This window comes from Microcoleus sp. T2B6, assembly GCF_036700475.1.
GTDB lineage: Bacteria > Cyanobacteriota > Cyanobacteriia > Cyanobacteriales > Microcoleaceae > Microcoleus.
In genome coordinates this window covers 147,176-168,745 of record NZ_JAUBOZ010000005.1, presented here as the reverse complement: position 1 = coordinate 168,745, position 21,570 = coordinate 147,176, and the positions used below count along the sequence as shown (strand labels likewise).

At 46.2% G+C, this 21,570-nt stretch carries 18 protein-coding genes, 1 tRNA gene and 1 pseudogene; 7 read left to right on the top strand and 13 right to left on the bottom strand.

What is annotated here, in order from left to right; all coding sequences use genetic code 11:
* Nucleotides 1-135: 135 nt before the first annotated feature.
* From QUA00_RS04055 to nadA, 10 genes and pseudogenes are all read right to left on the bottom strand, one after another.
* Nucleotides 136-1,330: pseudogene (locus tag QUA00_RS04055) on the bottom strand (RNA-guided endonuclease InsQ/TnpB family protein).
* Nucleotides 1,331-1,433: 103 nt separating this feature from the next.
* Nucleotides 1,434-2,228: a sigma-70 family RNA polymerase sigma factor gene (locus QUA00_RS04050; protein WP_333408755.1), complete on the bottom strand. Its 795-nt coding sequence runs from the start codon at nt 2,226-2,228 to the stop codon at nt 1,434-1,436.
* A gap of 385 nt (nt 2,229-2,613) precedes the next feature.
* Nucleotides 2,614-3,186: a DUF2996 domain-containing protein gene (locus QUA00_RS04045; protein WP_333142658.1), complete on the bottom strand. Its 573-nt coding sequence runs from the start codon at nt 3,184-3,186 to the stop codon at nt 2,614-2,616.
* A 183-nt stretch (nt 3,187-3,369) separates the two neighbouring features.
* Entirely contained in the window at nt 3,370-4,257 is an 888-nt protein-coding gene (locus QUA00_RS04040) for a hypothetical protein (protein ID WP_333142657.1), read from the bottom strand.
* 138 nt (nt 4,258-4,395) lie between these two features.
* Complete coding sequence (locus tag QUA00_RS04035) at nt 4,396-4,950, bottom strand: hypothetical protein (protein WP_333104564.1); 555 nt, start codon at nt 4,948-4,950, stop codon at nt 4,396-4,398.
* A 337-nt stretch (nt 4,951-5,287) separates the two neighbouring features.
* On the bottom strand, nt 5,288-5,404 hold the full coding sequence (locus QUA00_RS04030; protein WP_333042098.1) for a photosystem I reaction center subunit VIII: 117 nt from the start codon (nt 5,402-5,404) through the stop codon (nt 5,288-5,290).
* A gap of 57 nt (nt 5,405-5,461) precedes the next feature.
* A complete protein-coding gene (locus tag QUA00_RS04025) occupies nt 5,462-5,971 on the bottom strand; it encodes a photosystem I reaction center protein subunit XI (RefSeq protein ID WP_333081456.1) in 510 nt (169 codons plus the stop codon).
* Between the two features lie 114 nt (nt 5,972-6,085).
* A complete protein-coding gene (locus QUA00_RS04020) occupies nt 6,086-6,805 on the bottom strand; it encodes a TIGR04283 family arsenosugar biosynthesis glycosyltransferase (protein WP_445305716.1) in 720 nt (239 codons plus the stop codon).
* A gap of 410 nt (nt 6,806-7,215) precedes the next feature.
* Complete coding sequence (locus QUA00_RS04015) at nt 7,216-7,833, bottom strand: TIGR04282 family arsenosugar biosynthesis glycosyltransferase (protein ID WP_333307749.1); 618 nt, start codon at nt 7,831-7,833, stop codon at nt 7,216-7,218.
* Between the two features lie 201 nt (nt 7,834-8,034).
* Entirely contained in the window at nt 8,035-9,003 is a 969-nt protein-coding gene (gene nadA / locus QUA00_RS04010; protein ID WP_333408754.1) for a quinolinate synthase NadA, read from the bottom strand.
* Between the two features lie 337 nt (nt 9,004-9,340).
* On the opposite strand from nadA, the gene QUA00_RS04005 reads away from it, so the two are divergent.
* The 5 genes from QUA00_RS04005 to QUA00_RS03985 all read left to right on the top strand — a co-directional run bounded on the left by QUA00_RS04005 (nt 9,341) and on the right by QUA00_RS03985 (nt 19,020).
* Nucleotides 9,341-10,855 (top strand): restriction endonuclease-related protein, encoded by a 1,515-nt coding sequence (locus QUA00_RS04005; RefSeq protein ID WP_333408753.1) that lies wholly within the window; start codon nt 9,341-9,343, stop codon nt 10,853-10,855.
* On the top strand, nt 10,845-14,258 hold the full coding sequence (locus tag QUA00_RS04000; RefSeq protein ID WP_333408752.1) for a pPIWI_RE_Z domain-containing protein: 3,414 nt from the start codon (nt 10,845-10,847) through the stop codon (nt 14,256-14,258). The genes QUA00_RS04005 and QUA00_RS04000 overlap by 11 nt, the downstream gene beginning before the upstream one ends.
* A 201-nt stretch (nt 14,259-14,459) precedes the next feature.
* Complete coding sequence (locus QUA00_RS03995; RefSeq protein ID WP_333142651.1) at nt 14,460-17,690, top strand: RNaseH domain-containing protein; 3,231 nt, start codon at nt 14,460-14,462, stop codon at nt 17,688-17,690.
* 291 nt (nt 17,691-17,981) lie between these two features.
* Nucleotides 17,982-18,899: a TIGR04168 family protein gene (locus QUA00_RS03990; RefSeq protein ID WP_333408750.1), complete on the top strand. Its 918-nt coding sequence runs from the start codon at nt 17,982-17,984 to the stop codon at nt 18,897-18,899.
* Between the two features lie 34 nt (nt 18,900-18,933).
* A tRNA-Ser gene (locus QUA00_RS03985) sits at nt 18,934-19,020 on the top strand.
* A gap of 157 nt (nt 19,021-19,177) precedes the next feature.
* On the opposite strand, the gene QUA00_RS03980 is transcribed toward QUA00_RS03985, so the two are convergent.
* Together QUA00_RS03980 and QUA00_RS03975 are read right to left on the bottom strand one after the other, a co-directional pair.
* A complete protein-coding gene (locus tag QUA00_RS03980; protein ID WP_333142649.1) occupies nt 19,178-19,627 on the bottom strand; it encodes a translation initiation factor in 450 nt (149 codons plus the stop codon).
* Between the two features lie 108 nt (nt 19,628-19,735).
* The gene (locus QUA00_RS03975; protein ID WP_333408749.1) at nt 19,736-20,239 is read right to left on the bottom strand and encodes a hypothetical protein; all 504 of its coding nucleotides are present in this window, start codon (nt 20,237-20,239) and stop codon (nt 19,736-19,738) included.
* A 283-nt stretch (nt 20,240-20,522) separates the two neighbouring features.
* Between QUA00_RS03975 and QUA00_RS03970 the strand changes: the two genes are divergently transcribed.
* Together QUA00_RS03970 and QUA00_RS03965 are read left to right on the top strand one after the other, a co-directional pair.
* Nucleotides 20,523-20,756, top strand: coding sequence for a hypothetical protein (locus QUA00_RS03970; protein WP_333408747.1), 234 nt, complete (start codon nt 20,523-20,525; stop codon nt 20,754-20,756).
* The gene (locus tag QUA00_RS03965) at nt 20,753-21,271 is read left to right on the top strand and encodes a pentapeptide repeat-containing protein (protein WP_333408746.1); all 519 of its coding nucleotides are present in this window, start codon (nt 20,753-20,755) and stop codon (nt 21,269-21,271) included. The genes QUA00_RS03970 and QUA00_RS03965 overlap by 4 nt, the downstream gene beginning before the upstream one ends.
* A 171-nt stretch (nt 21,272-21,442) precedes the next feature.
* On the opposite strand, the gene QUA00_RS03960 is transcribed toward QUA00_RS03965, so the two are convergent.
* Nucleotides 21,443-21,565 (bottom strand): hypothetical protein, encoded by a 123-nt coding sequence (locus QUA00_RS03960; protein WP_006633228.1) that lies wholly within the window; start codon nt 21,563-21,565, stop codon nt 21,443-21,445.
* Nucleotides 21,566-21,570 lie beyond the last annotated feature (5 nt).

Sequence of the window (21,570 nt, the reverse complement as noted above, 5' to 3'; positions counted from 1 at the left end):
GACTAATTATGAAATGGAACCGAAAAATAAAAAATAAAGGTAACTTAGTTAATGCAGTTTAGATGTTTGACAGCTTAGAGATGTAGGAATGATGGGTTGACACTCCCCGGCCTTGAAGGCGCGGGGATTCTTGGATCATCCAGTCGATTTGCTTGTTGATGTCACCACCAGCGAGTAGAGATCGGTCTGTCCCCCAGCGTGAATTCCGGCGTGCCCCGCCGTATTTAAATTAAATTTTGCCTGCTTTAACCCTTTCGCCAAAATGTTCAACGCAGCATTGTGGTCGCGATCCAATATCGTACCGCAACCACAAATATGGGTTCGAGTTGACAGGGTTTTCTTGACTAGATTGCCGCAATTTGAACAGTTCTGAGAGGTGTACTGTGGTGGAACAGCAATGACTGTTTTGCTGTACACTTTCCCGAAATATTCCAAATAATGATCAAGTTAGTGACCAGGCTGCATCGCTGATTGATTTAGCGAGCTTGTGGTTTTTAACCATATTCCGAACCTGAAGGTCTTCGTAGGCTACAAAATCGTTAGATTTTACCGCGCCGGGCGTCGTCTTTATGGCGAAGTCTTTACGCTGCCTGCTGACTTTCCGGTGTTTTCTTCCTAACTTGTTGATCGCCTTTTTCCGGTTCTTGGAACCTTTCTTTTTCCGAGAAACTCGCTTCTGCAATCTCTTCAAAGCTTTTTCACTCTTTCGGAGGTAGCGAGGATTAGGAACTGTTTCGCCGTCGCTATCAGTATAAAAGTGGTTCAATCCCACGTCTATTCCAATAACCTTACCAGTCGGAACAAGTTCCTCTTTCCGCTCCACGTTGATACAGAATTGGGCGTGGTAGCCATCGGCACGGCGCACAATCCTAATTCGTTTAATCTCATCAGGCGCATAAAAATGCAAATCCCGACTACCGATTAACTTGAATCTCCCAGCAGCAAATCCATCTTTAAATGTTAGGCATCTTTTGTCACTAGAAAGCGACCAACCGGACTGCTTGTACTCAACAGAGCGAGTATGTTTCTTGAACTGCGGGTATCCTTTTTTTCCTGGCTTCTTAGCTTTGCAGTTAGCAAAGAAACGCTGGATAGCAAAAATGGCACGTTCGGCGGAAGCCTGACGTGCCGTCGAATTAAGCTTGCCTGCCCATTCAAACTCTTTTGCCATAACGGCGCATTGTTTGTACAGGTCTACTAGCTTAATCCCTTGATTATCTATCCAATGTCTAAGAGTTTTGTTTCGCACAAATTGAGCCGTCCGAATCATGTTGTCGATGATTCGATACTGCTCCGCTTTGCCCTTCAACTTAAACTCTAATACTATCATTTCAATAGTCTACCACTATTACAGAAACTTTGATTTGCAAGTCTGTATCTTTAACGAATCTTCACAGTCTCTGTAATTAAAGCCGTCCTATAAGGACGGGGCTTTAGACCCAATTTCTTGGTAAAGTTTCCAGACATAGTACGGTGACTTGATAGCTAATTTCTTCATCCTGGCTTTTTGGGGGAATTAGTGATTCCCAATTGCATTGGGGTTGAGACTTTTCTGGCAAAGGAATTACCAACTTTAAGGCGGGCAAGGAAGAATTTAGAGGAGTATCATCTTCACCGGCCAGATATTTGGTTAAATGCCTTCGCAGAATACGTCCGGCTTTGCTCACGGATTTGCGGACGTTTTCTTCAGAGCATAGAAATAGCTTGGCAATATCTTGATAAGATTTATTTTGGTAGTGGTATAAGACCAAAGTATCGCGGAGTCTGGGAGGCAAGCAGTCAATTTTATGGTAGATATATGCCTGCAATTCCAGGTCTATAAGATTAGGTTCAGTAAATCCTAAGTTAGAATAAAGTGCTGGATAATCTTCAAGTTTAATCTCGTCTATGTTTTCAATTATTAATGTTTCTCGTTTTCGTTTTCGATGGAAATCTATGCAGAAGTTATAGAGAAGTTGAGTTAACCAAGCTTTAGGACATTTAATTTGAATTCCATAGTTTTGCCATTCATTCCAGGCTTTAAGCATTGCCTGACTCAATACTTCTTCGGCATCGAGTGGGTTTGAGTTCATCCACTTGAGACAGCAATGGGAAAGATAATCTTGATGCGCCTGCCATTCTTCCCAAAAAATTGTATTTTTATCTTCAGTTTCATCCCACAGGATTGATGCCGCCACTGATTGAGAAGATGACCTGATTTTTTGAGTTCTATGGCTATTGCTTTCCATTTACAGGAGATTCCACATTTATGAAGTACACCAGCCTATCGTGAGCTTCCCCGTAGGGATACTCCAAGATCCCGTTGGTGTCAACAATCGCCTGAAAGCCTGTGATCAATCTCGTTTTTACCTGAGTCCAGATCCCCCTAAATCCCCCTTAAGAAGCAGGACAGTTTCATTCTCGGTAGGGGCCGTGCTACCCCTACTCCCCGTGCCGGCCCTCTTGGTCTGATCTGCCGATCAAATCCTCTAGGTCGGGGGTAGGCATTCTTGGCACTACAAGAGTCGAAATTCATGTTTTTGGTGAGAATGAAACAGCCCTGCCTTAAGAAGGGGAGTAGGGGTTGACTTTGAGTAAATTATTGTCCCCCCCTCTTCTTATCCCGAACTCAGGTTAATTAAGATTTAGCCATTTTTGAGCGTTAAGCCGCTGGACGACCCCAAACACCATGAGGTCTAGTGTTACCTTGCGCTCATCGATCAAAAAAGGCTCTAAAGTGCTGGTTTTGGTCTTATTTTCCGCGCAGGAAAAGGCTCTTTGACTTTGAATATTTTCTTGAGGAAAATACAGGTTAAATTGGCGCTCTCCTTCTTGGAATTTACCAATTACCTGCCAGCAATCCCCGGCGGAACTCATCCCAAAAACGGGAAATTTTTGCTTGGTAAAACTCACCTCTAAATCCTTAACGCCCTGCTTAGTCAAAGCAGTTTGCAAAGCGGGCAAATAATCTTGTTGAATAAATTCCGCAAAGGGCTTGTCTTCAACAGCAGGTGCTTTTTCCTTTTTAGCTTTAGCTGGGGGCTTGTCGCCTTCGGCCTTGGCTGCGGGCTTTTTAGCAGCCGGCTGAGGCTTGTCAGTGCTGGGAAAGTCGCTTGTCTCGGCTGTGTCGGAACTCGGGGCGTGATCGATCGACGCACTGGGAGTTTCCGATTCGCCAGCGGTAGGATTTTTCGGTTCTTCTGACATTAACGCTTCCTGGTAAAAGTGATTCGGTAAGGAGTTGGGAGTTGAGCAAGCGGGCGATCGACTTTCTCGATCGCACACATTTTATCGAAAACCAACCTGAGAGAATGGCTAGTCAAAAAAATTTGAACTGAAAACACTCTCACAGGGCGATCGCCCGCAAACATCACAACTCCTTTGGTTATTCTAAATCTCAGCGACAGCTCGTTCAATCAAACGGCGGGCGAGAGTTTGAACACCGGTGTGTTCGTAGTAGTTGGTAGTCATGTCGAGGAATGCGCCCACGTAGTCCACCTTGTCTGCTGAAATATCTACAAAATTCTGCAAGTGGCCGAGTACGTTTTGGGGAGTCAAACCTCGATCGCTCACAAAAGAGCTCATCCAGCCAGAAACCGAGTTAAAGCTTTCGCCGATAAAGCCCAACTGGCCTGCGGGAGAGCCCCCTGGAATCATGCCGCCGATCGACTTAAAGGCCGAATTATCTTGCAAATCGTTCGGGGAGAGCCTCTGAATCCAAGACTGAGTTGCCATGATAAAGTCTGGGCCCAGAGGAATCAAACCATCGAAACAAACCAAAGCAGCCATCCGCATCAGGGATTCGCCGCCGTAGTCACCCAAGGATGCGGCAAAATCGCCGATGCTGTCGCCGGGAATGCCGTTGATTTGGCAAAAAGCGAGCAACTCAGTGACTAACTTCAGAGAAAGGTCGATCGTTTGAGCTTTTTCCGGCTTGGGAGTGAGATTGCCGAGCATGGACAAAAACGGCACATTTTGGGAGACTTTGTTAGCGAGGGCGGCAGTGCCCAAAGCCTTGTCGGCACTGTCGATCGTTTGGTAGAGCCAGAGAGCGCGCTGGTAGCCCTCAGATTTATCGTTGTACAGGTAGATGGCGCGCTCGCCAATTTGCTGGATCAGTTCTTCGTCTGTTTCGCCAGTAACGGTGCGAATGGTATTTTCAAAGCCAACTAAATTGTTCCACTCACCGGGAACCACAAAGTCAAGCGCTCGCAGGGCTTTGACAGTCATGTTGTCTTGAGGCAGTTGATCGACTAATTCAAAGACTGTTTTGCTCACAAAAAACTCCTTATGCTGGAACGAAAATCAAAGGTATTACTTTTGGCAGATGGCAAAAACTTCAAACTCTCTTTGTGGCAAATTTAGTTTTGATAGCGCCCGACTCAAGTCTGGCGCGGAGTTTGACAAGAGACATTGCTACTTGACGCGGGCGAGGCCGCCGAGGTTAAATTTTGACAGCCAAGCTTCGCGATCGCTGGCGGTAAAAGAGGGATTGCGGGATTGAACTTTCACCTGATAGCGATTTGCTACTAAAACAGCGGTGATATTAGCACCCTGATTAATGGCGGGATAGCCGGCAATTTGCTTGGTACTTTGTTGGAATTTTGCACCGGCGTTGGGGTTGCCGGCGATGTCGTTAATCGAGAGCACCGCGACATTTTTACCGTCTTTGTTCAACTTAGCTTCAGCAAAACCGGATTTTTCTTGAGCAAAAACGCGATCAAATCCACCGCCAGAAGCCGGGAAGTATTTATTTAACTTACCGCCTGCAACTGCCTTCTTGGGCAGGTTTTGATTACTAGCACTTGATTTATCACCAGTTGTCTGCTGTGCTTTACCAGGCTTTTGGGTGCTTTCCTGCTGGGCTTTGTCCCAGCGTGATTGGGTTGGGGTTTGACCGCAGGCGGTCACTAACAGCAGTACCGAGATCAGGAATGGAGCTAAAATTCGGCGAGCGGGGGAAAATTGCATCGCTGTCTCCTCATTAGTAGGTTTCCATAACAATTGTGGCTCAGAATTTGGCAATTTGTGTTCCCCGATCGGATGATTTGTCTTCTTTGCAAAAAAATCCTCTACCTGCAGGCAGAGGATTTTTTTGCAATTACGAGTTTTGAAGGAAGAAAACTGAAAGATTGCTCCACAGATAAAGTCTGGGGATGGGGGTAAAGAAACTAAGTTTTCTGATCGCCAGCAATCTCAAAACAATTTTTGCTGATTTTCCCTAGATTTATCTAGAAATTTCAGAGCAATTGTTCGTCCATCGTCTTACTTGGGCTTTCCCACTTAGGTCTTACTTTAGGGGTAAGGATCAGGCGTCGCTTTCAATGTAGATAAACAACAAACCCATTACCACAACCGGCATCACCCAGGTAATTAGGGGAATCAAAATCCAAGGCAAGAAAGAGGCAGCGTAGGAACCTGTCATATCAAATTCTCCAAACTAAAGTTAGTGTGTTCCAACAGGGATATTTGGGAGTCGAGTCTAATTGTTGACTAAACCCCGGAAAATGGCATCAACGCCGTTAAAGTTTTCGAGTAAGAAGTAGGCAACAAAGACACCACCCATTCCACCAATGAAGAAACCACCGGTAAACTGGCTCCACCCTTCAGCATTTCTGAGGGCATCAGGGGTCATGGGATTAGCGCTAGGGTAGCTGGTGTTGTCTTGTTTGAAAGAGACTAAACCGTAAGCAGACATACCTAGTGTGCCAAGCAGAACTAAGACGAGGGCTGTATATAATCCTCCGAGATTAGCTGCTTCTGGATAATCCCGCAGGGGTCCGAAGACGATTTCGGGGCCGACGAGGAAATAACCGTGTGCCAAACCAATTTCTAGGCCTCGAATTAGGGGCGAGAGTCCTTTGCGGTAGACGGGCAAGTTCCCAATGAATGCTTTTGTGAAATCAGAAGCACTGATGGGAGTTGCGAGATGACCCGTGAAGGGGTCGCCGTTAAAGGGTTTAATCAGCTCTGCATCTCTGGGATCGGCCATATTCTCTTTTTCCTCGCTGTGCGTAAAAGTTGAGGCGTTCAAGTCATATTTTACGCAGGGACGTGTTTCCTATTTGCATAATTGGCAGCGAGCTTTAGAAAAGTTCACTATTCTTTAGTTTTTGGAAGAATTTTTCTTTTGCCTCTTATACCAGAAAGCGAGTCGATCGGGCGACACTCCCAGGAAATAAGCGATGATTACTATTTGATTAATGGCGGTGGTTTTGATCACCCCAAGCTGCTGCCAGCGACGGGCGGATGTCAGCACTGGCTGGGGTACTATTTCAATGCGGCCTTGTTTTTTCAATCGACGCACGAATTCAAAGTCTTCCATCAGGGGCAAGTCGGGAAAACCGCCGATTTTGTCAAAGGTAACTGCCTTGAGGAAAATAGCTTGATCGCCGTAGGGCATTTGCAGAAAGTGCGATCGCCAGTTTACCCCTGTTTCTACCAGCCGGAGGCTGAGCCTGCGGGCGTCAATCTTGAGTTGAAAGGCCCCCGCTACTGCCGACGGGTTAGCTAGTACCCGACGCGCGCAAGAGTCGTACCCGCGAGGCAAAAGAGTGTCTGCGTGGAGAAACAGCAGGATCTCTCCAGTAGCTGCGACGGCACCTGCATTCATTTGGGTGGCGCGGCCTGGGGCGGTGCAGATAACTTGGACGCCCAAAGATTTTGCTATGTCTGTAGTACCGTCGCTGCTGCCGCCGTCGGCGACAATTATTTCGACATTTTTGGCCTCAAGGGCGGTGGAGATGACTGAGGCAATTGTAGGTGCTTCGTTTAAGACTGGAATGATCAGGGAAATTTTGAGATTGGGATTTTCTGGCGACAACATACAGAATTAAGCAGCCCGTGAGAGAGAGCGGGTTTTGTACAAAGCTGATTTTGCCCATTTCTGACCCCGGGCTCGCCCCTACATTTTGCCTTAACGTGAGAGTTTGGTAAAAAACAAAGCTATTAGTTGCTCATTTTTTACACCTGGCCCGCGCCTACATTGGGCTTTCATCTGGCGGGGCGGGTTTTGTACAAAGCGGAGCTGTTAGTTGCTAATTTAGTTGGTAATTTTTGGCTTTTTCTCGCGCCTGGGACTATTGTCCCAAGCGCTGTCTAACTGCTACTGAGATTCAGCATTTGGTTAGACAAATACAATTACTATATTATGACGTTCTGGTTTCACAATCAAGTATTTTTCTCAAATTATATATGACAATTTCTAATAACTTATAACGGTTAAATAGAGTTTAGTTATTTCAACATATTAATATCTAAACCGAGGAGATCTTCTGGTCGATCGATATCTGCAAGAGTGGGAAGATAAGCAATATTGAGATCGAGCTTTTGGGCGATCGCCCGCGTACAAGCCAATACTTGACTGGTTCCCCAGTGAATGCCACCGAACAATTCCGGTATCGATCGCCGCAGCCCGATCAGATAATAACCTCCGTCTTTTGCCGGGCCCAAAACTAAATCGTGCTGACTCAATTCCTCAAAAGCTTGTGCCATGATTTCTGCTTTCAAACCCGGACAATCAGTGCCGATAATTGCAGTTTTATCCACCCCTGAATTAAAAGAGTTTTGAAAAGCTGCTGTCATTCTTGCGCCCAAATCGCCGTCTATTTGATTTTGACAAATAATATCAGTTCCCAACCACTCTTGCATCAGTTGTTGGCTGCCGCCGGTTCGGTGAATTTCTACCGATAATTGGCGGAATTTTTGGAGAGAGAGCGCGCAGGCGATCGTCCGTTGGGCCATCAAGCGGTGAAGGTTGGCAGCGCCTGTTTTTCCCAGCACCGGAATTAGTCGAGTTTTGGTTGTTCCCGGTTCGGGATAGCGGGTGAAAACAATCAGTTTTTCTAAAATCATCGATTGTCCATAATTTTTAAAGAAATGACCTAATGCAGTGCTGGACGCACGCGGGGCTAAAAACCCGGTTTCTGTGGCGAGCATCCGCAATTTTTCGGAGAAACCGGTTTTTTCGCGTCCATGATTACTAATTTAATCCGTGGATTCAACCCATCCTAAAATAGTGTCAACTGTCAACTGACAACTGTCAACTGTCAACCGTTAGCTCATTTCTAGCATTCGTTGGATGGGCTGCAAAGCTGCTAGTTGAATATCTAGGGGCATGGTAATTTCAGGGGTTTGATTTTTTAGGGAGAGATACAATTTTTCCAAGGTATTTAATCTCATGTGCGGGCACTCGTTGCAAGCGCAGTTATTATTGGTTGAAGGAGCGGGGATGAAGCGTTTGTGCGGAGCTTGCTTTTGCATTTGGTGAATGATTCCCGGTTCAGTCGCGACAATAAAGGCTTGGCTGGAACTAGCTTGAGAATATTTGAGCAAAGCGGTGGTGGAGCCGATGTAATTGGCATGGCGCAGCACGGGAGGTTCGCATTCTGGGTGGGCAATTATTTCGGCTTCGGGATTTGCGATTTTGAGTTGAACTATCTTTTTTTCTGAGAAGTTTTCGTGGACGATGCAGGCCCCTTGCCAGATATCCATGTTTCTGCCGGTTTGTTCCATGACGTAGCGGCCGAGATTGCGATCTGGCCCAAAAATTATCGGCTGATTTTCGGGAATTTGGTTGACAATTTTAACCGCGTTAGAACTGGTGCAAATTATATCGCTCATTGCCTTAATTGCGGCCGTACAATTAATGTAGGAAATTACCAAATGTCCTGGTCGATCGGCTTTGAAAGCTGCAAAGGCTTCGGGAGGGCAACTGTCGGCGAGGGAACACCCAGCATTTAAGTCTGGCAACAACACTAATTTGTCGGGATTGAGAATTTTTGCGGTTTCGGCCATGAAATGAACTCCGGCAAAAACTATGACTTCGGCGCTGGTGTTGGCGGCTTTGCGGGCAAGTTCTAGGGAGTCGCCAATGAAGTCTGCGATGTCTTGAATCTCGGAGTCTTGGTAATAGTGGGCGAGAATGACGGCGTTTAACTCTTGTTTGAGGGCGTTAATGGCTGCAAACAAGTCGTGGGGCAGTCGGGTTTGAGTAAAGTTCGGAGCAGGTGCGGTGGTAAACACAGTTAGAATATTCCGGGGAAGGTGCGGGCTGGACTCAAGTGTATTTTGAATTATAGTTGAATTCACCAAAAACGGTGGGCAGTTGGGCCAGAGGTAGAAAATTTGCCATAGGTTAACCGACTGACTGGCAATGGGAGCAAGATTTTGCGATCCAAGGGTGGACTCAGCTAAGTTTTTACCTGACTCTAATTAGACTGAAAGCTTTATCCCGCAAGATATTCACAGGTAAATGACTACCTTGAGCCACGAGTATTTTGAGTAGCCTCTATTGACATCCTTTATTTACATCGTTTACTGTAATCAGTATACGATGTAAAGTGGTTGGTTTTATACATCTATGTACTTTGAAGACGATCGCCAGTGGGAGGGAACTGCTGAGTTTCTGACAAAAGAACTAAAACGACGGATTGAGCAGCTTGGGCTATCTGTGGAACCACCAGCCTTACGAACTGTGCGATCGTGGAGATCCAAGCAACTCCTGTCACAGCCGAAAGGTCAAGAATTTCGGTTTCGGCAGATTTTAGAAGGACTGGCAACAGCACTTTTGCTCAAGAAAGGCTGGACACTGGCCGCGATCGTTCAAGTTTTACCCTCATTCCCAGACGCAACATTGGAGCAACAAATTCTTGCCGAGGCTGATGGTCAAGACCCAACCTGGTTGCCACAAATGCAAACAACGACATTGCCATTACCCACAGGACACGCCAGCACGATCGATCTGGCTGAAGATACTGTTATATTGCTGGCCCAGGGAATTCTGCGACAATACACAAGAATTCTCAATCGAGACATCGTTCGCCAAGACGATGATAGTATGCCATCGGAACTTTATCGGGCTATGTGCAAGTTGGGCAGGCTGTATATCGAATCCGGACAAAGCGATCGCGCCGCTTGCGTGCATACGGTTTTGGAACGTGCTAGATATCCCCTCAATAAGTGGGAATTAGATATTTTTTGTCACGCCGATTTTGACTCTGGTCAAGTAATTCTCATCGATCCAGACTTGCGAGTGCCAACCCCAGATTGTGCAGTAATTGCCAACAGTAAAGGCACTTTTGGCGAAGATAATATCATCGAACACCGCCTGTACCAACGGTTGCGCGACGCAACTGAACGATTGGGAATTCGCCGCCAGCACAAAGCTTATACGGCTTTGCGAGCGCTATTTGGCAGCCGATCGCTCATCGGAGAACACCAACTCTTAGAGTATTTACGTGATAACGATTTAACCCCTTTACAGGGAATGATTGTTGACACCTTTTTTGATAGCGTGCCGGATGTCTGGTTAATTGACGGACACGCTCATCGCTGCGCGTATTGCGGTACGCTGATGCGCCCCTATCCCAATAAAGAACTTTTTCCCGATGGGCGATGTCCGATTCGCCAATGCCTCGGTCACAACTCCTCAACAGCAAAAGTTTCGGAGAAATTAGACCCAAACCAAGACCGATTGCTGATTGCCCAACCGCAAATTTTAACCTATTGGACTGGGCCGGCGATCGACGAATTAGCAATTTTTAAGGCTGCCATAAAAAACGGACTAGATGCCGAACTTTACCCAGAATCAGACCTATGCGATGTAGCAATTAACGGTCGCAATATTGGTATTGATGCTAAGTCATACACCAGTCCTGTCTCCCTTGCTTTGCGCCTCAACCGCACTGGCATCGGAGGGCTGATTCACTACCGCCGCCGCATCATTGCCGTCAGCGACCAATTAATTGAGGAGCGGCCCGATTACCTCTCTACTTTCCAGTCAGCGATCGATAAAAAAGGCGATCCTGCTAGTCTCGAAATTCTGTCTGTTTCACAAGTCATACAGTTGTTAAAGAAAATCAAATATGAGAATTAAACCAGATTTCTGGACGGGAATAGATCGCATTTGCTGGCTGTGTGTCTTGATGGCAGAATTTATTGAGACTAATTCCCTAGAATATGCCCCTTTAACGATATCGGGAATGGCGAGTATCATCAATGCACCCGCGTTGACAAAAGCCCGCCAAGCCATTTTCAATATGCGCCTGATGTCGCTGGCTTACGTGACAGAACAGTCAGTGAAACACGCCGTTGCTATTTATAACGATCGCCACTACCGCAACAAAACTCAAGGAACCTATAAAATTAACTTAGAAACACTTCACTTTCAACGCACAGACCCCCTAGAAGACCCTTTAATTGCCCAAGCACGTCAAATTCTGGGCCAGCCTTTGGCACACCAATTTTACAGCGCCACCTTTGCCGATCCCCGCCAGCAAATGGCCGTTGCTTTAGGTGAAGAAACAACAGCCGCGAGAGTGCCAATTGGGCCGATCGCAGCCCCACTTGCGCCGCGCCGCACCCATTCCCTCGATCGCCTGCCGAAAGCAAAAATCCGCATTCCCCTTGCGGAACTGTACGAGTTAGCAGTTGAGATGGATGAACGCGAAGCAAATCACCCTGAAAAAAGACGGGGTAGCTGGGTACAACGGTTTGAACATTTTGCAATTAAAGTGCCAGAAATTGGTCAGGGTTTGCGGGAAGAAACAGTCATCGAATTAGAAGGCATCAAGCACTTAATTGGACTGCCTGGATCGGGCAAAACAACTTTGCTCGTATTGATAGCTGTATGGTTGGGAAAACGCGGTTATAAAGCGATGTTTGTGTTTCCCTCTATTGAAGTTGCCAGACAGTACATGGCAGAACTAGCATTTCACGAAATTAAAGTGGGAATGCTAGTCGGTCAAAGCGATGGAACTCGTCGCCGACACGCTAACAATATTGCCGAGGCGATCGCAGCATCAGGGGGAAATGGCGGCTTTGCCTATAGTTTGGAACAGGCAGAAGTTTTTGGCTTAAATTGCGTCTTACCTGCGTTTTCTACTGCTGATACTTCGATGTGGGGATTTGGTTATGCACCCTGCAAGGAAATTTTACAAAGCGGTGGCAAAAAAGGGCAAATGAAAAAGTATCTTTGTCCGGTTTGGACGATGTGCGGCCGCCACAAAGCACCCCGCGATTTGCTAGATGCCGATATTTGGGTCGGCCACGTTCTCTCAATGGATACTGAAGTACCACCCCATGCCATTCGCGATCGCATTCGTTATTTTGAATTAATTGCCCGGACATTTGATGTCGTAGTTTTTGACGAAGCAGATATGGTGCAATCAACTCTGGATGCTTACGGTGCGGCAACTTTAAAACTTTCAGGTGCGGCAGATTCTATCCATTTAGTCATTCAAGAACAAATTCACAATCGTTTTGCTCGCGGCGAAAATTATCGATTGTTCGATCGAGATGTAGAACTTTATAGCCGCGATCTAGCAGAATTTGGCAATCACAACACATCGTTAATTACTGCCGTTCAAAATATGCCCTCATCGCCAGTCGGCAAACGCTATGAGAATCAGTTATTAACCGTTCTGAGAATAGTCAGCGATTTGTTGGATGGCTTTGAGAAAACTTCTAAACGCGATCGCCTTGACGAAGATGAAGTCAAACAGGGATTTAGCAAAAGTCGAGCCTTGAAAGAATTCTGGGAAACGGCTGCTTACCATGCTTTTTACGATCGCACGGGCATTGAACCGCACGATCGGCTAAACATGGATCTGTGCGCTCAAAGGCTGGGAATAAACGCCGACACGCTCAAACAGCAATGGGAAACTCAAATTCTTTATTTTCGTCGTTATTTAGCGGAGAATCTGATCGAACGGCGCGATAAAATAGTCAAAGAAATTGCCGAATTGTTTTTGCCTTTGTGTTTTAAGGATGGCACTGCATCAGGCGAAGCTCAGGATACGATTACCTTACTTGTTTGCGTTACTTTCGTGATTTTAGGCTATCAGCGGATCGTACCGCAAACTAGAACAATGGTAGCAGAAGGACTGATTCGGGAACCGATTGTCGAATCAACGGCAACACCGGAACTGCGACAACTGATTCCTGAGAATATTTTGGGGTCTTTTTCGGGCGTGAAATACAGTTGTGAATCGGCACAAACTACTCGCTCTCAAGCCCGAAATGTGGAACTGTCTTATATTATTTTTGTGGGCGCGCCTCGGATGTTAATGCACCGTTTTCATCAGTTATTTAAGGCAGATGGCGAACTGACAGGGCCGGCAGTTTTAATGACTTCAGCTACCTCATTTCTCGAAGCAAGTCCTGCTTATCACATTAACTCTGGGCCGGATTATCTGCTGAAACCGCGGCAAACAGAACACGCTCCCAAAAAGAGCATTTACCGCTTCAAATGGCTGCCAGATCGCGAATCGCGCGATGAACCTCTCCGATATAGCGGTGCAGGCGAACTGCGAGATCGTAATTTAAAAAAAATGGTAGACGCGCTGGTGCAAGGAGGAACCAAGAAATCTGAAATTTACAAATCCATCCTCAACTTTGACGTGCAACATGGTATTTACCGCAAAGCTGCCTTAATTGTTAACAGCTATGAACAAGCTCGGAACGTTAAGAATTTTATCAACGATTACCATCCAGAAATCGGCAAAAGAACCAAAGCAGTTGTTAATTTTCTCAAAAACGGAGAGCAACCCACTGATTTCGTTACCACGGCTCAGTGCGAGGCTTTAGGAGATGATGAAACTTGCGATATTATCATTTTTCCGATGTTGGCAATTGGTAGAGGCGTAAATATTGTTTTCACCAAAGGAGATAGGCAACTCGATGCAGCCATTGGTACAATTTATTTCCTCACCCGTCCCCACCCCACGACTGACGATACGCAACTTTTGTACAGTCTAGCCGGAAAAGCTACCCAAGAATTTGACAGTCGAGTTTTTACTGAATCCGAAGACTTGCCAGCAATTTATAATACTTGGAAACAGTCCCGAAAACTACTCTGGAAAACGGCTAATCGGCTGTTACGCGAACCTCTCATGGCTAGCCGTTTGGGTGAAGATTTATTTAAACCGTTTACGGCAAATCAGATGGTTGGGATTTTGCAAACAATTGGGCGCGGGATGCGAAATGGATGTCCCGTACAAGTTTACTTTGTCGATGCAGCTTGGGCAATTAAATCTACTAAAAATGAACCTGACTCCGGGCGGGACAGTATGCTAGTTCAGATGCGAATTATTTTAGAAGAATGCGTCAAGCATCCCGATCCAGTGATTCGAGAAATTTATCAAGAACTTTACGGTGCATTTCTGGAGCCCCTGCGGCGCATTAATGGCATAGTTTACCCGGAAAGTTTACGCGATTCAGAAGGTTTGACAGAGGAAGAAGACGATTTTAATGATTTTTCGCCTTTATTGGAGATGTAAGCATGAACGACGAAATTTTGGACGAAATTGAATTCGATCGCGACGGCGAAGTAAAGCAGTCCTGGACGCACTCAGACCAAAGAAACCGGGTTTTTTACCGAATCTACGGGCTGTAACGAAATATTTTCGTAAAAAAACCCGGTTTCTGGCCCCCATGCGTCCAGGACTATAAAGGAAACCACTATTATTGGAGATGCAACCATGAACGACGACATTTTTGACGAAATCGAATCCGATGATGACGAAGAAACTGAAGCTACTGTGGTTTCAGACACTCTTTACATTCCTCTTGCGAATAAGAGTCTGAAAGAAATTACCCTAGCTTTTACCGTGCCAGATAATATCGAGCCAGTAACAGTCAAAGGCTTGACACTAGGTTGGACAAAATCTGCTTTACATGAGCTTTCAACTATCCAAAAAGCTGCTTGCAAGGGCGATTCAGCCATCAAAAATCTCCCTTATGCCTCGCTGCGAGGTTTGTTAGAAGTAGGACTTGACAGTGCCGCACGGATTCAGTCAAATGTAGGTTTGAGTAACTATTCGTTGAATTCTAAAAGTGTAAATGAGCCGGAACCATTTGCTTACTTAAATTCCGAAAGTACACAAGATATCCAGAAAGCGTTACGCCCAATTATCAACGAGTGGATAACAAATTTCCTAAAACCTTTTGCTGAAAAAGAAGATGGGCTAGTGGAAGTTATCGACCGTTTGGAAGATTTGCACGATCGAAAGGAGTTGTTAACAATTACTCCGTCTGAGTCTCAAGTTTTACCTTGGAAATGGAATCCAAATACAGGAACTACAAAACACAGCAACAATTATGATTATCGCGTGTTAGTCGATTATGCAGCTCGTGCGATCGCCGGAAAAGAGATTTTTCAGGGGCTAGGAACAATGAAGCGGGTTATTTCCAGCAGTGGTAGCCTCACAACTGGGATGGCAGAATTGATTACCGATCCCATTACTCTACCCGACACTACAGGAACATTCAGTCTGGTGGTACGCTTAGAAGTTGTAACCTATCCTTCTTTGCACCAGCCTTTATTGAAGATAGATGTTTCCAAACGCCGCTGGTTAAGTGGGTTACAACCTGCACGCTATAACTCAGCAAATATTAGCGGCTTTGTCTTTTCTGATGATTATAGCGATCGCACCTTTCGCTACACGGTGCTTTCCGATTCCGAAAAACCTGAGAAAAATCAACCCGACAAAAAGAAAAATTGGTTTTGGGCGATCGATAAAGATTTTGAAGCCTTGCGCGGCAAGCTAAAACTCCCGCTGAAAACCCCTAACGGTCAAAATATTGATGGTTCCCAAATTGCTTTGGGGAAAGCTTCAACGGATAGCTGTAAAGTAGTATTAACTTACCGCAACCGACTGCAAGAAGGAAAACACGGAATTGATGCTGGTGTACCGGAAATTGATAAATTAGAAGCTTTTGAGGCGATAGCCACAATTCTTGAACCTATCGGTTTTAAAGCTTTTGATAATTACTATCCTGTAAAATTTAAGAGAGGTGAAAGCCACAAATTAGATGATACAGCTTCACGCATGATTAATTTGCCTACTCTGTTAGGTGCTGCTTTAGAAGTTCTCGAAAAAGACGACTGCTATGATTTGACTCCCAAATATCTAGAAAGCTTTGAGGACAATGAGTTAAACAGCTTGCTCACTAAACACCTTGATACCAATTTAGATAATATTGCAAAAGGCAGAAAAGCCCTTAAATTGGTTTGTCAATTAAAAGAACTCAAGGCGATGATTCAGGCAAACCAGGAAGCTATGCGTCGGCTATATCCTAACGAAAGACTGTTGCTTGTTGTCTTTTACGAAGAACAATGCCAAACCGAAGTGAAACTGCTGCAAGCAATGATTCCAGTTCTCTGGGGTGATGCGATCGAACTCATGGCTAATCGTTTGCCAGCAAACACTCACGGGCCGAGAGAGTCATTGCCAGGTGCAAATTTGAAAGCGAAAGAGCGATCGCAAAACCGCATAAAAGCCTGGGAGTCGATCGTCCAACAACTTGCTTTACGCAAACAGCGAACTTTTTGCCTGGTAATGGCACGGGAATGGTATCCAGACAACAAACATGACGATTCGGTGAATAAACCCTCATCCCGTCAAGCACTGGCTAAAATCGCTGGTTCTTGCGTGCAGTTTCTGCTACCGATTGAAAAAAGTAAGGACAAAAATATTCTCAACCTCGATAATTTTTCCCATCGAGTGCAAGCGGCTCTAAAAGACTTACTTTGGGCTCATTCTGGCCGCATTGATGATGTCAAAGAAAAGGTTGACAAATGGCTAAAAGATACTCCTCAAGAAGCCAGACCAAAAGAAATTATTGGGATTACGATCGTCCGCAAACAGAAAGGTCGCACTCGCGGCTCTATTGAGAAGACATTTTTACCAGTTGCTATGCGTCTCAACGTGGAGACAGGCGAGTGCGAACTGTGCTGTGCTTATGATAGGAATAGTTTACAAATCAGTCCTTGGAGCAAGTTTTCTGATGCGATCGCCTTCATTTCCCAAATCTCCCCCGTGAAACTGGCTGACAAAGAAGATGTGCGTCGGAATCGTTTCATGGAATTTGTCAAGCAGATTATTTCCAATTCTGTAGAGGAGGGAAATCAACCATTAGTTACGATCGATTCTTCCAACTGCGTGAAACTTTGGTCTTGGCTTGCCGATTCTAAAATGAATGCAAATCAGATTAATTTTGAAACCCAGTCGGGAAGCCCCTTGCACGAACATATGGAGCAAGAATGGAAAGGCGCGCGGATAATTCGGATTCGCCAAGACCTCGCCCCTGGAATTATCGATAAAAAAGTCCGATATTTAACAGAAACTTCTCTGGAAGATACGCGGACAAAAAAAGAACTGACTTCAACCCTTGAAATTCCTTCAGCCTCTAGTGTAAAGGGATTATTTCGACTAAGCGCAACTAATCAAACGGGTTGTGTTGCTTATCTATCTGTACGAAATGAAAAACCAGGTAAATTACGCGGTCAAAGTTGCTATCGCTCAACAAAAATTAACGTAGGTGCCAAGAAAGCTGATGATTCTCAAGACAAACTTTTAAATAATGCTGATTTAAAAGTTGACGAAGCTGCCAAGAAATCTGATGAGTCCAAAGGCAAATTTTTAAATAAAGCTAAATTAAAAGTTGACCAAATCGCAAGCAAACCGCCGTTTTTGGGTCAGTGGACAACTCCCAATCCCCTTGAGATTGTTGTTACCTTGCGACAAGAAAATGACAATCCCGATCGCCTTGCTGCACTGGTTGAATCTCTGCGCTATGGTTTCGGTCACTACAGCGACTGGTCGAGCTTACCGGCCACCCTGTTCTTCGAGCGTGTCGTGCGAGATTACATCAGCGAATTTGCAATTGAAGATGAAGAAAGGTCGGGGGAACCTGATAGGGAGGAATAATTCAGTCTAGGGGTTCTGTCCCGACTCGCTTGAGTTTTATGGCGTTGGAGTCGGTGATTAACGGGCTTAACTTCAGGCCAATCGCTTCTCATGTCAAAGGGGGAGAGAATTTTTGCGCCCTGGAGTGAAAGATGAAGAAAGCTGAGCAAATCTCAAATCTCAAATCTCAAATCTCCAATTCCCTGGGAGAGGCTGCACTGTATAATTAGTGAAGGCTGGATTTGCCGAAAATTGGTAAGTTTAGTAGGAATTTTTAAGCGGTAAGGGATCGAACGAACGAACGCAAATCACATGAATGAGGCTAAATCTATCAAAATTGCGGTGGTTGGGGATGTTCACGATCGCTGGGAACCTGAAGACGGCGAGGCCCTGAAGCATCTGGGCGTTGATTTGGTGCTGTTTGTGGGGGATTTTGGCAATGAGTCGGTGGAGGTGGTGCGGGCGATCGCCCAATTGGACATTCCGAAAGCAGCGGTGTTTGGGAACCACGACGCTTGGTACACGGCGACGGAGTGGGGCCGCAGTCAGTGTCCTTACGATCGCACTCAAGAAAATTGGGTAAAACAGCAGTTAGATTTAATGGGAGAAGCTCACGTCGGTTACGGGAAGCGTGATTTTCCAGAATTGGGCGTAACTGTGGTGGGAAGCCGCCCGTTTACTTGGGGGGGCTCGGAGTGGAAGTACGGGGATTTTTACTCGGAGTGGTTTGGGGTAGAAAGTTTTGAGGAGTCGGCGCGGCGCATAGCAGGGGCGGCAGCGGATGCCGATTGCGAAAATGTGATTTTTTTGGGTCACACGGGTCCGACGGGCTTAGGAGAGGCTCCTGAAGACCCCTGCGGGCGAGATTGGAAGCCGCTGGGAGGGGATTGGGGCGACCCGGATTTTGCGGAGGCGATCGATCGAACTCGGAGTTCTGGGAAGCACATACCTCTGGTAACTTTTGGTCATATGCACCACAAACTGCGGCACACGAAGCACGAGTTGCGGAAGTCGCTGGAGGTGAGTGCGGAGGGTACAGTTTATTTGAATGCGGCCAGCGTACCGCGAATTGTGGAGAGAGAGTGCTCGAAATTGCGGAATTTCTCGATCGTCCTGCTGGAAAATGGAGCCGTGTCGGAAGTGTCTCTGGTATGGGTAGGCGAAGATTTCGGGGTAGAAAGAGAACAAATTCTTTATCGGCGCACTGAATCTGCAGCTATTTGTAGTTAGAGACATTTGCTGGTATGATAAAATTTATGCGCCGGGAGAGGTGGCAGAGTGGTCGAATGCGCTCGGCTTGAAACCGAGTGTGGCAGTGATGTCACCGTGGGTTCAAATCCCACCCTCTCCGTTTAACAATTCTCTTGTCCGTTAAGGGTTTCAGATTCTCTCTCCCCTCAAGAGTTCGCTTTTGTGCTCATCTTTCGCTCACTCTTGGTATTTCGCAACAAAAAAACACCCCCGCAGGGGTGCTGTTGCTTACCAGGTAAATTTTCTAGCCAACTGACTTAACTAAACCCTTCCTCATCCGCCGGGTCGCCGTAGGGGTCTTCGCTGGCCGGACTCACATTGCCGAACATTCCAGCATCCGCTACGTAGTCTGCGGGGTCGCCGTAGGGGTCTTCGCTGGCCGGAGTCAGGTTGCCGAACTGTCCGTAGTCTGTACCGGCGTAGTCTGCGGGGTCGCCGTAGGGGTCTTGGCTGGCTGGAGTCAGGTTGCCGTACTCTCCAGAACCGGCGTAGTCTGCGGGGTCGCCGTAGGGGTCTTGGCTGGCTGGAGTCAGGTTGCCGTACTCTCCGTACTCAGCCGGGTCGCCGTAGGGGTCTTGGCTGGCTGGAGTCAGGTTGCCGTACTGTCCGGCATTGGAGGCATCTTGGTAATTGCCATCAGGATCGAGTTGCTCGCTGTCTGGCCCGACGATCGCATCTTTTAACTTCCGCAAAAATCCATCTACCATGATAAAGTTCCTCTTTTTTATGTGTTGAAACACGACTGTTTTAGATTGGGCATCCCAGATTTAATTGAAAGTCAGGGAACCTGCAATCTAAAATCTCAAATGCTTAGACTACTGTGCGGGAACAGGACTTGTAGCTTCCGGCAAGGTAGTAAGGTCTCGACCGGTATTTTGGTTGTTGTACCCCTGGAATTCGCGGTAACGCGCTGCCTCGGACTCCGGAACTTTAATTCCTTCAGGCGGGGGCGTTACCCAGACCGCGCGATTCTGGGCATCGCGGTAGTAAACGCGACCGTTTTTGGAAAGGTAATGTTTTCCCTGCGGCCCCTTTTCTTGTTTATTTTTGTGCTGATTGTAGATGTAGTAAAGGGCTGCTGCTCCTGCTAAAGTAATCCCTACTTTTTGAGCATTGCTCAGTCCTTTTTTGGCTTGTGGGGAAGGAGTGGAGGCACGATTAGTTTGCACTCCTCCAGCGCGAGTGTTGTCAACAGGAGGCGGAGGAGCGGAATTTTGCTGGCTAGAACCGCAAGCACTCACAAAGGGAAATGTCAGCAGCGTTGTCAGCAGCAGAGCCATGAAGCGCGAGCTTTGGGGTTCGGGTTTGATTGTGTTCATTGCCGCTCCGAATTGTCGGGATTATAGGTAGAGTGTGTTCTGGCGAGGTTGAGGAACCTGAGCTGCTGCCAACAGTTTTTAGAGTAAACTAATTTCTCAAAGCAATTTTGACCAAAGTAGTTGCTGAGAACTTAACAGCGCAGCTACAGTATTGCGTTTCTATATTAATTATCCTCAAGTCTCTCGAAAATTTCCTCTTTCCAGGGATATAAATAAAGTTTCTTTTATTTCAGTCCGCAGGTATATGCCACTGCGCGCCTTCGGGTAATAATAAATTCCGCTTGTGGACTGCTCAAAGCAAAGTGAAGCAGACCGAGGGGGCGAGTCCGAAACTCAAAGCAGCACTGGCGAGGGAAAGGAGGCGGGATTTATAAGTCCGGCGGTGTTTAATTTCGCCCGACTGCTTGTGGGAGATGCCTGCAATTTTAGTGTGGGAATTCTGGAGAGGTCGATCGCACTCTTGGAGAAATCTATTAACCGCGAGAGAAAGCCACCGAAGCTTTTCGGATATTTATGAAATTAAATAATTTATTTACTGCTGGATTGTCCATCGCAGTTGTATTTACTGCGGTAAAACATCTAACATTTTCCCAGCAACAAAACCAAGTCAAGGAATTGCTGCAAACAAAACAGTGTCCGGAATGCAATTTCAGCAATGCCAACTTACAAGGATTAGACTTGCAAGGAGTCAACTTGCAGGGAGCTAACCTAGAAGGTGCTAACTTATCAGGAGCCAAGTTGACCAATGCCAACCTCAAAAATGCCAACTTAAATAGAGCCAACCTGACGGGAGCTGATTTGGGCTGTGCTGGCATCACTTTCAACCTTGAGGCTAATGAAAAAGAAGCAAATATGGATTTTAATGTCACCGCTGTTCCAGAACAGAATAACTCAGAAAATGCAGTAGTTGGTTTCAATATGAAAGCAACGGATCGAGGAGCCACAATGCGTTTCAACCTCATGGGATGCGCTGACTTCTCAAATGCTAGCTTGCAAGAAACTAAAATGCCCGATGGCAAAATTCATCCTTAATTGCAGCAAATACAGCAATCTGCTGTGTCATCATTTGTCAACTTCTTTTCATTCTTTCCGCTCTCTCTTTCTCTTTCTCTGCGTCCTCTGTGGCCTCTGTGGTTCATAAAAAAAAACCGTCGCCTGACTGACAGGCGGCGGTTTTTTTAAGCAACTAACAATCGCCTAAAATTAGTGAGCAGAACCGTTACCATGATACTTGTCAGTATCGTAGAATCCGTTTTTTGTGCCGAAGAACAGACAGCAAACGGTGAAAACTGCTGTCAAGACTGCTAAAACTAACTTAACGTCCATAATTT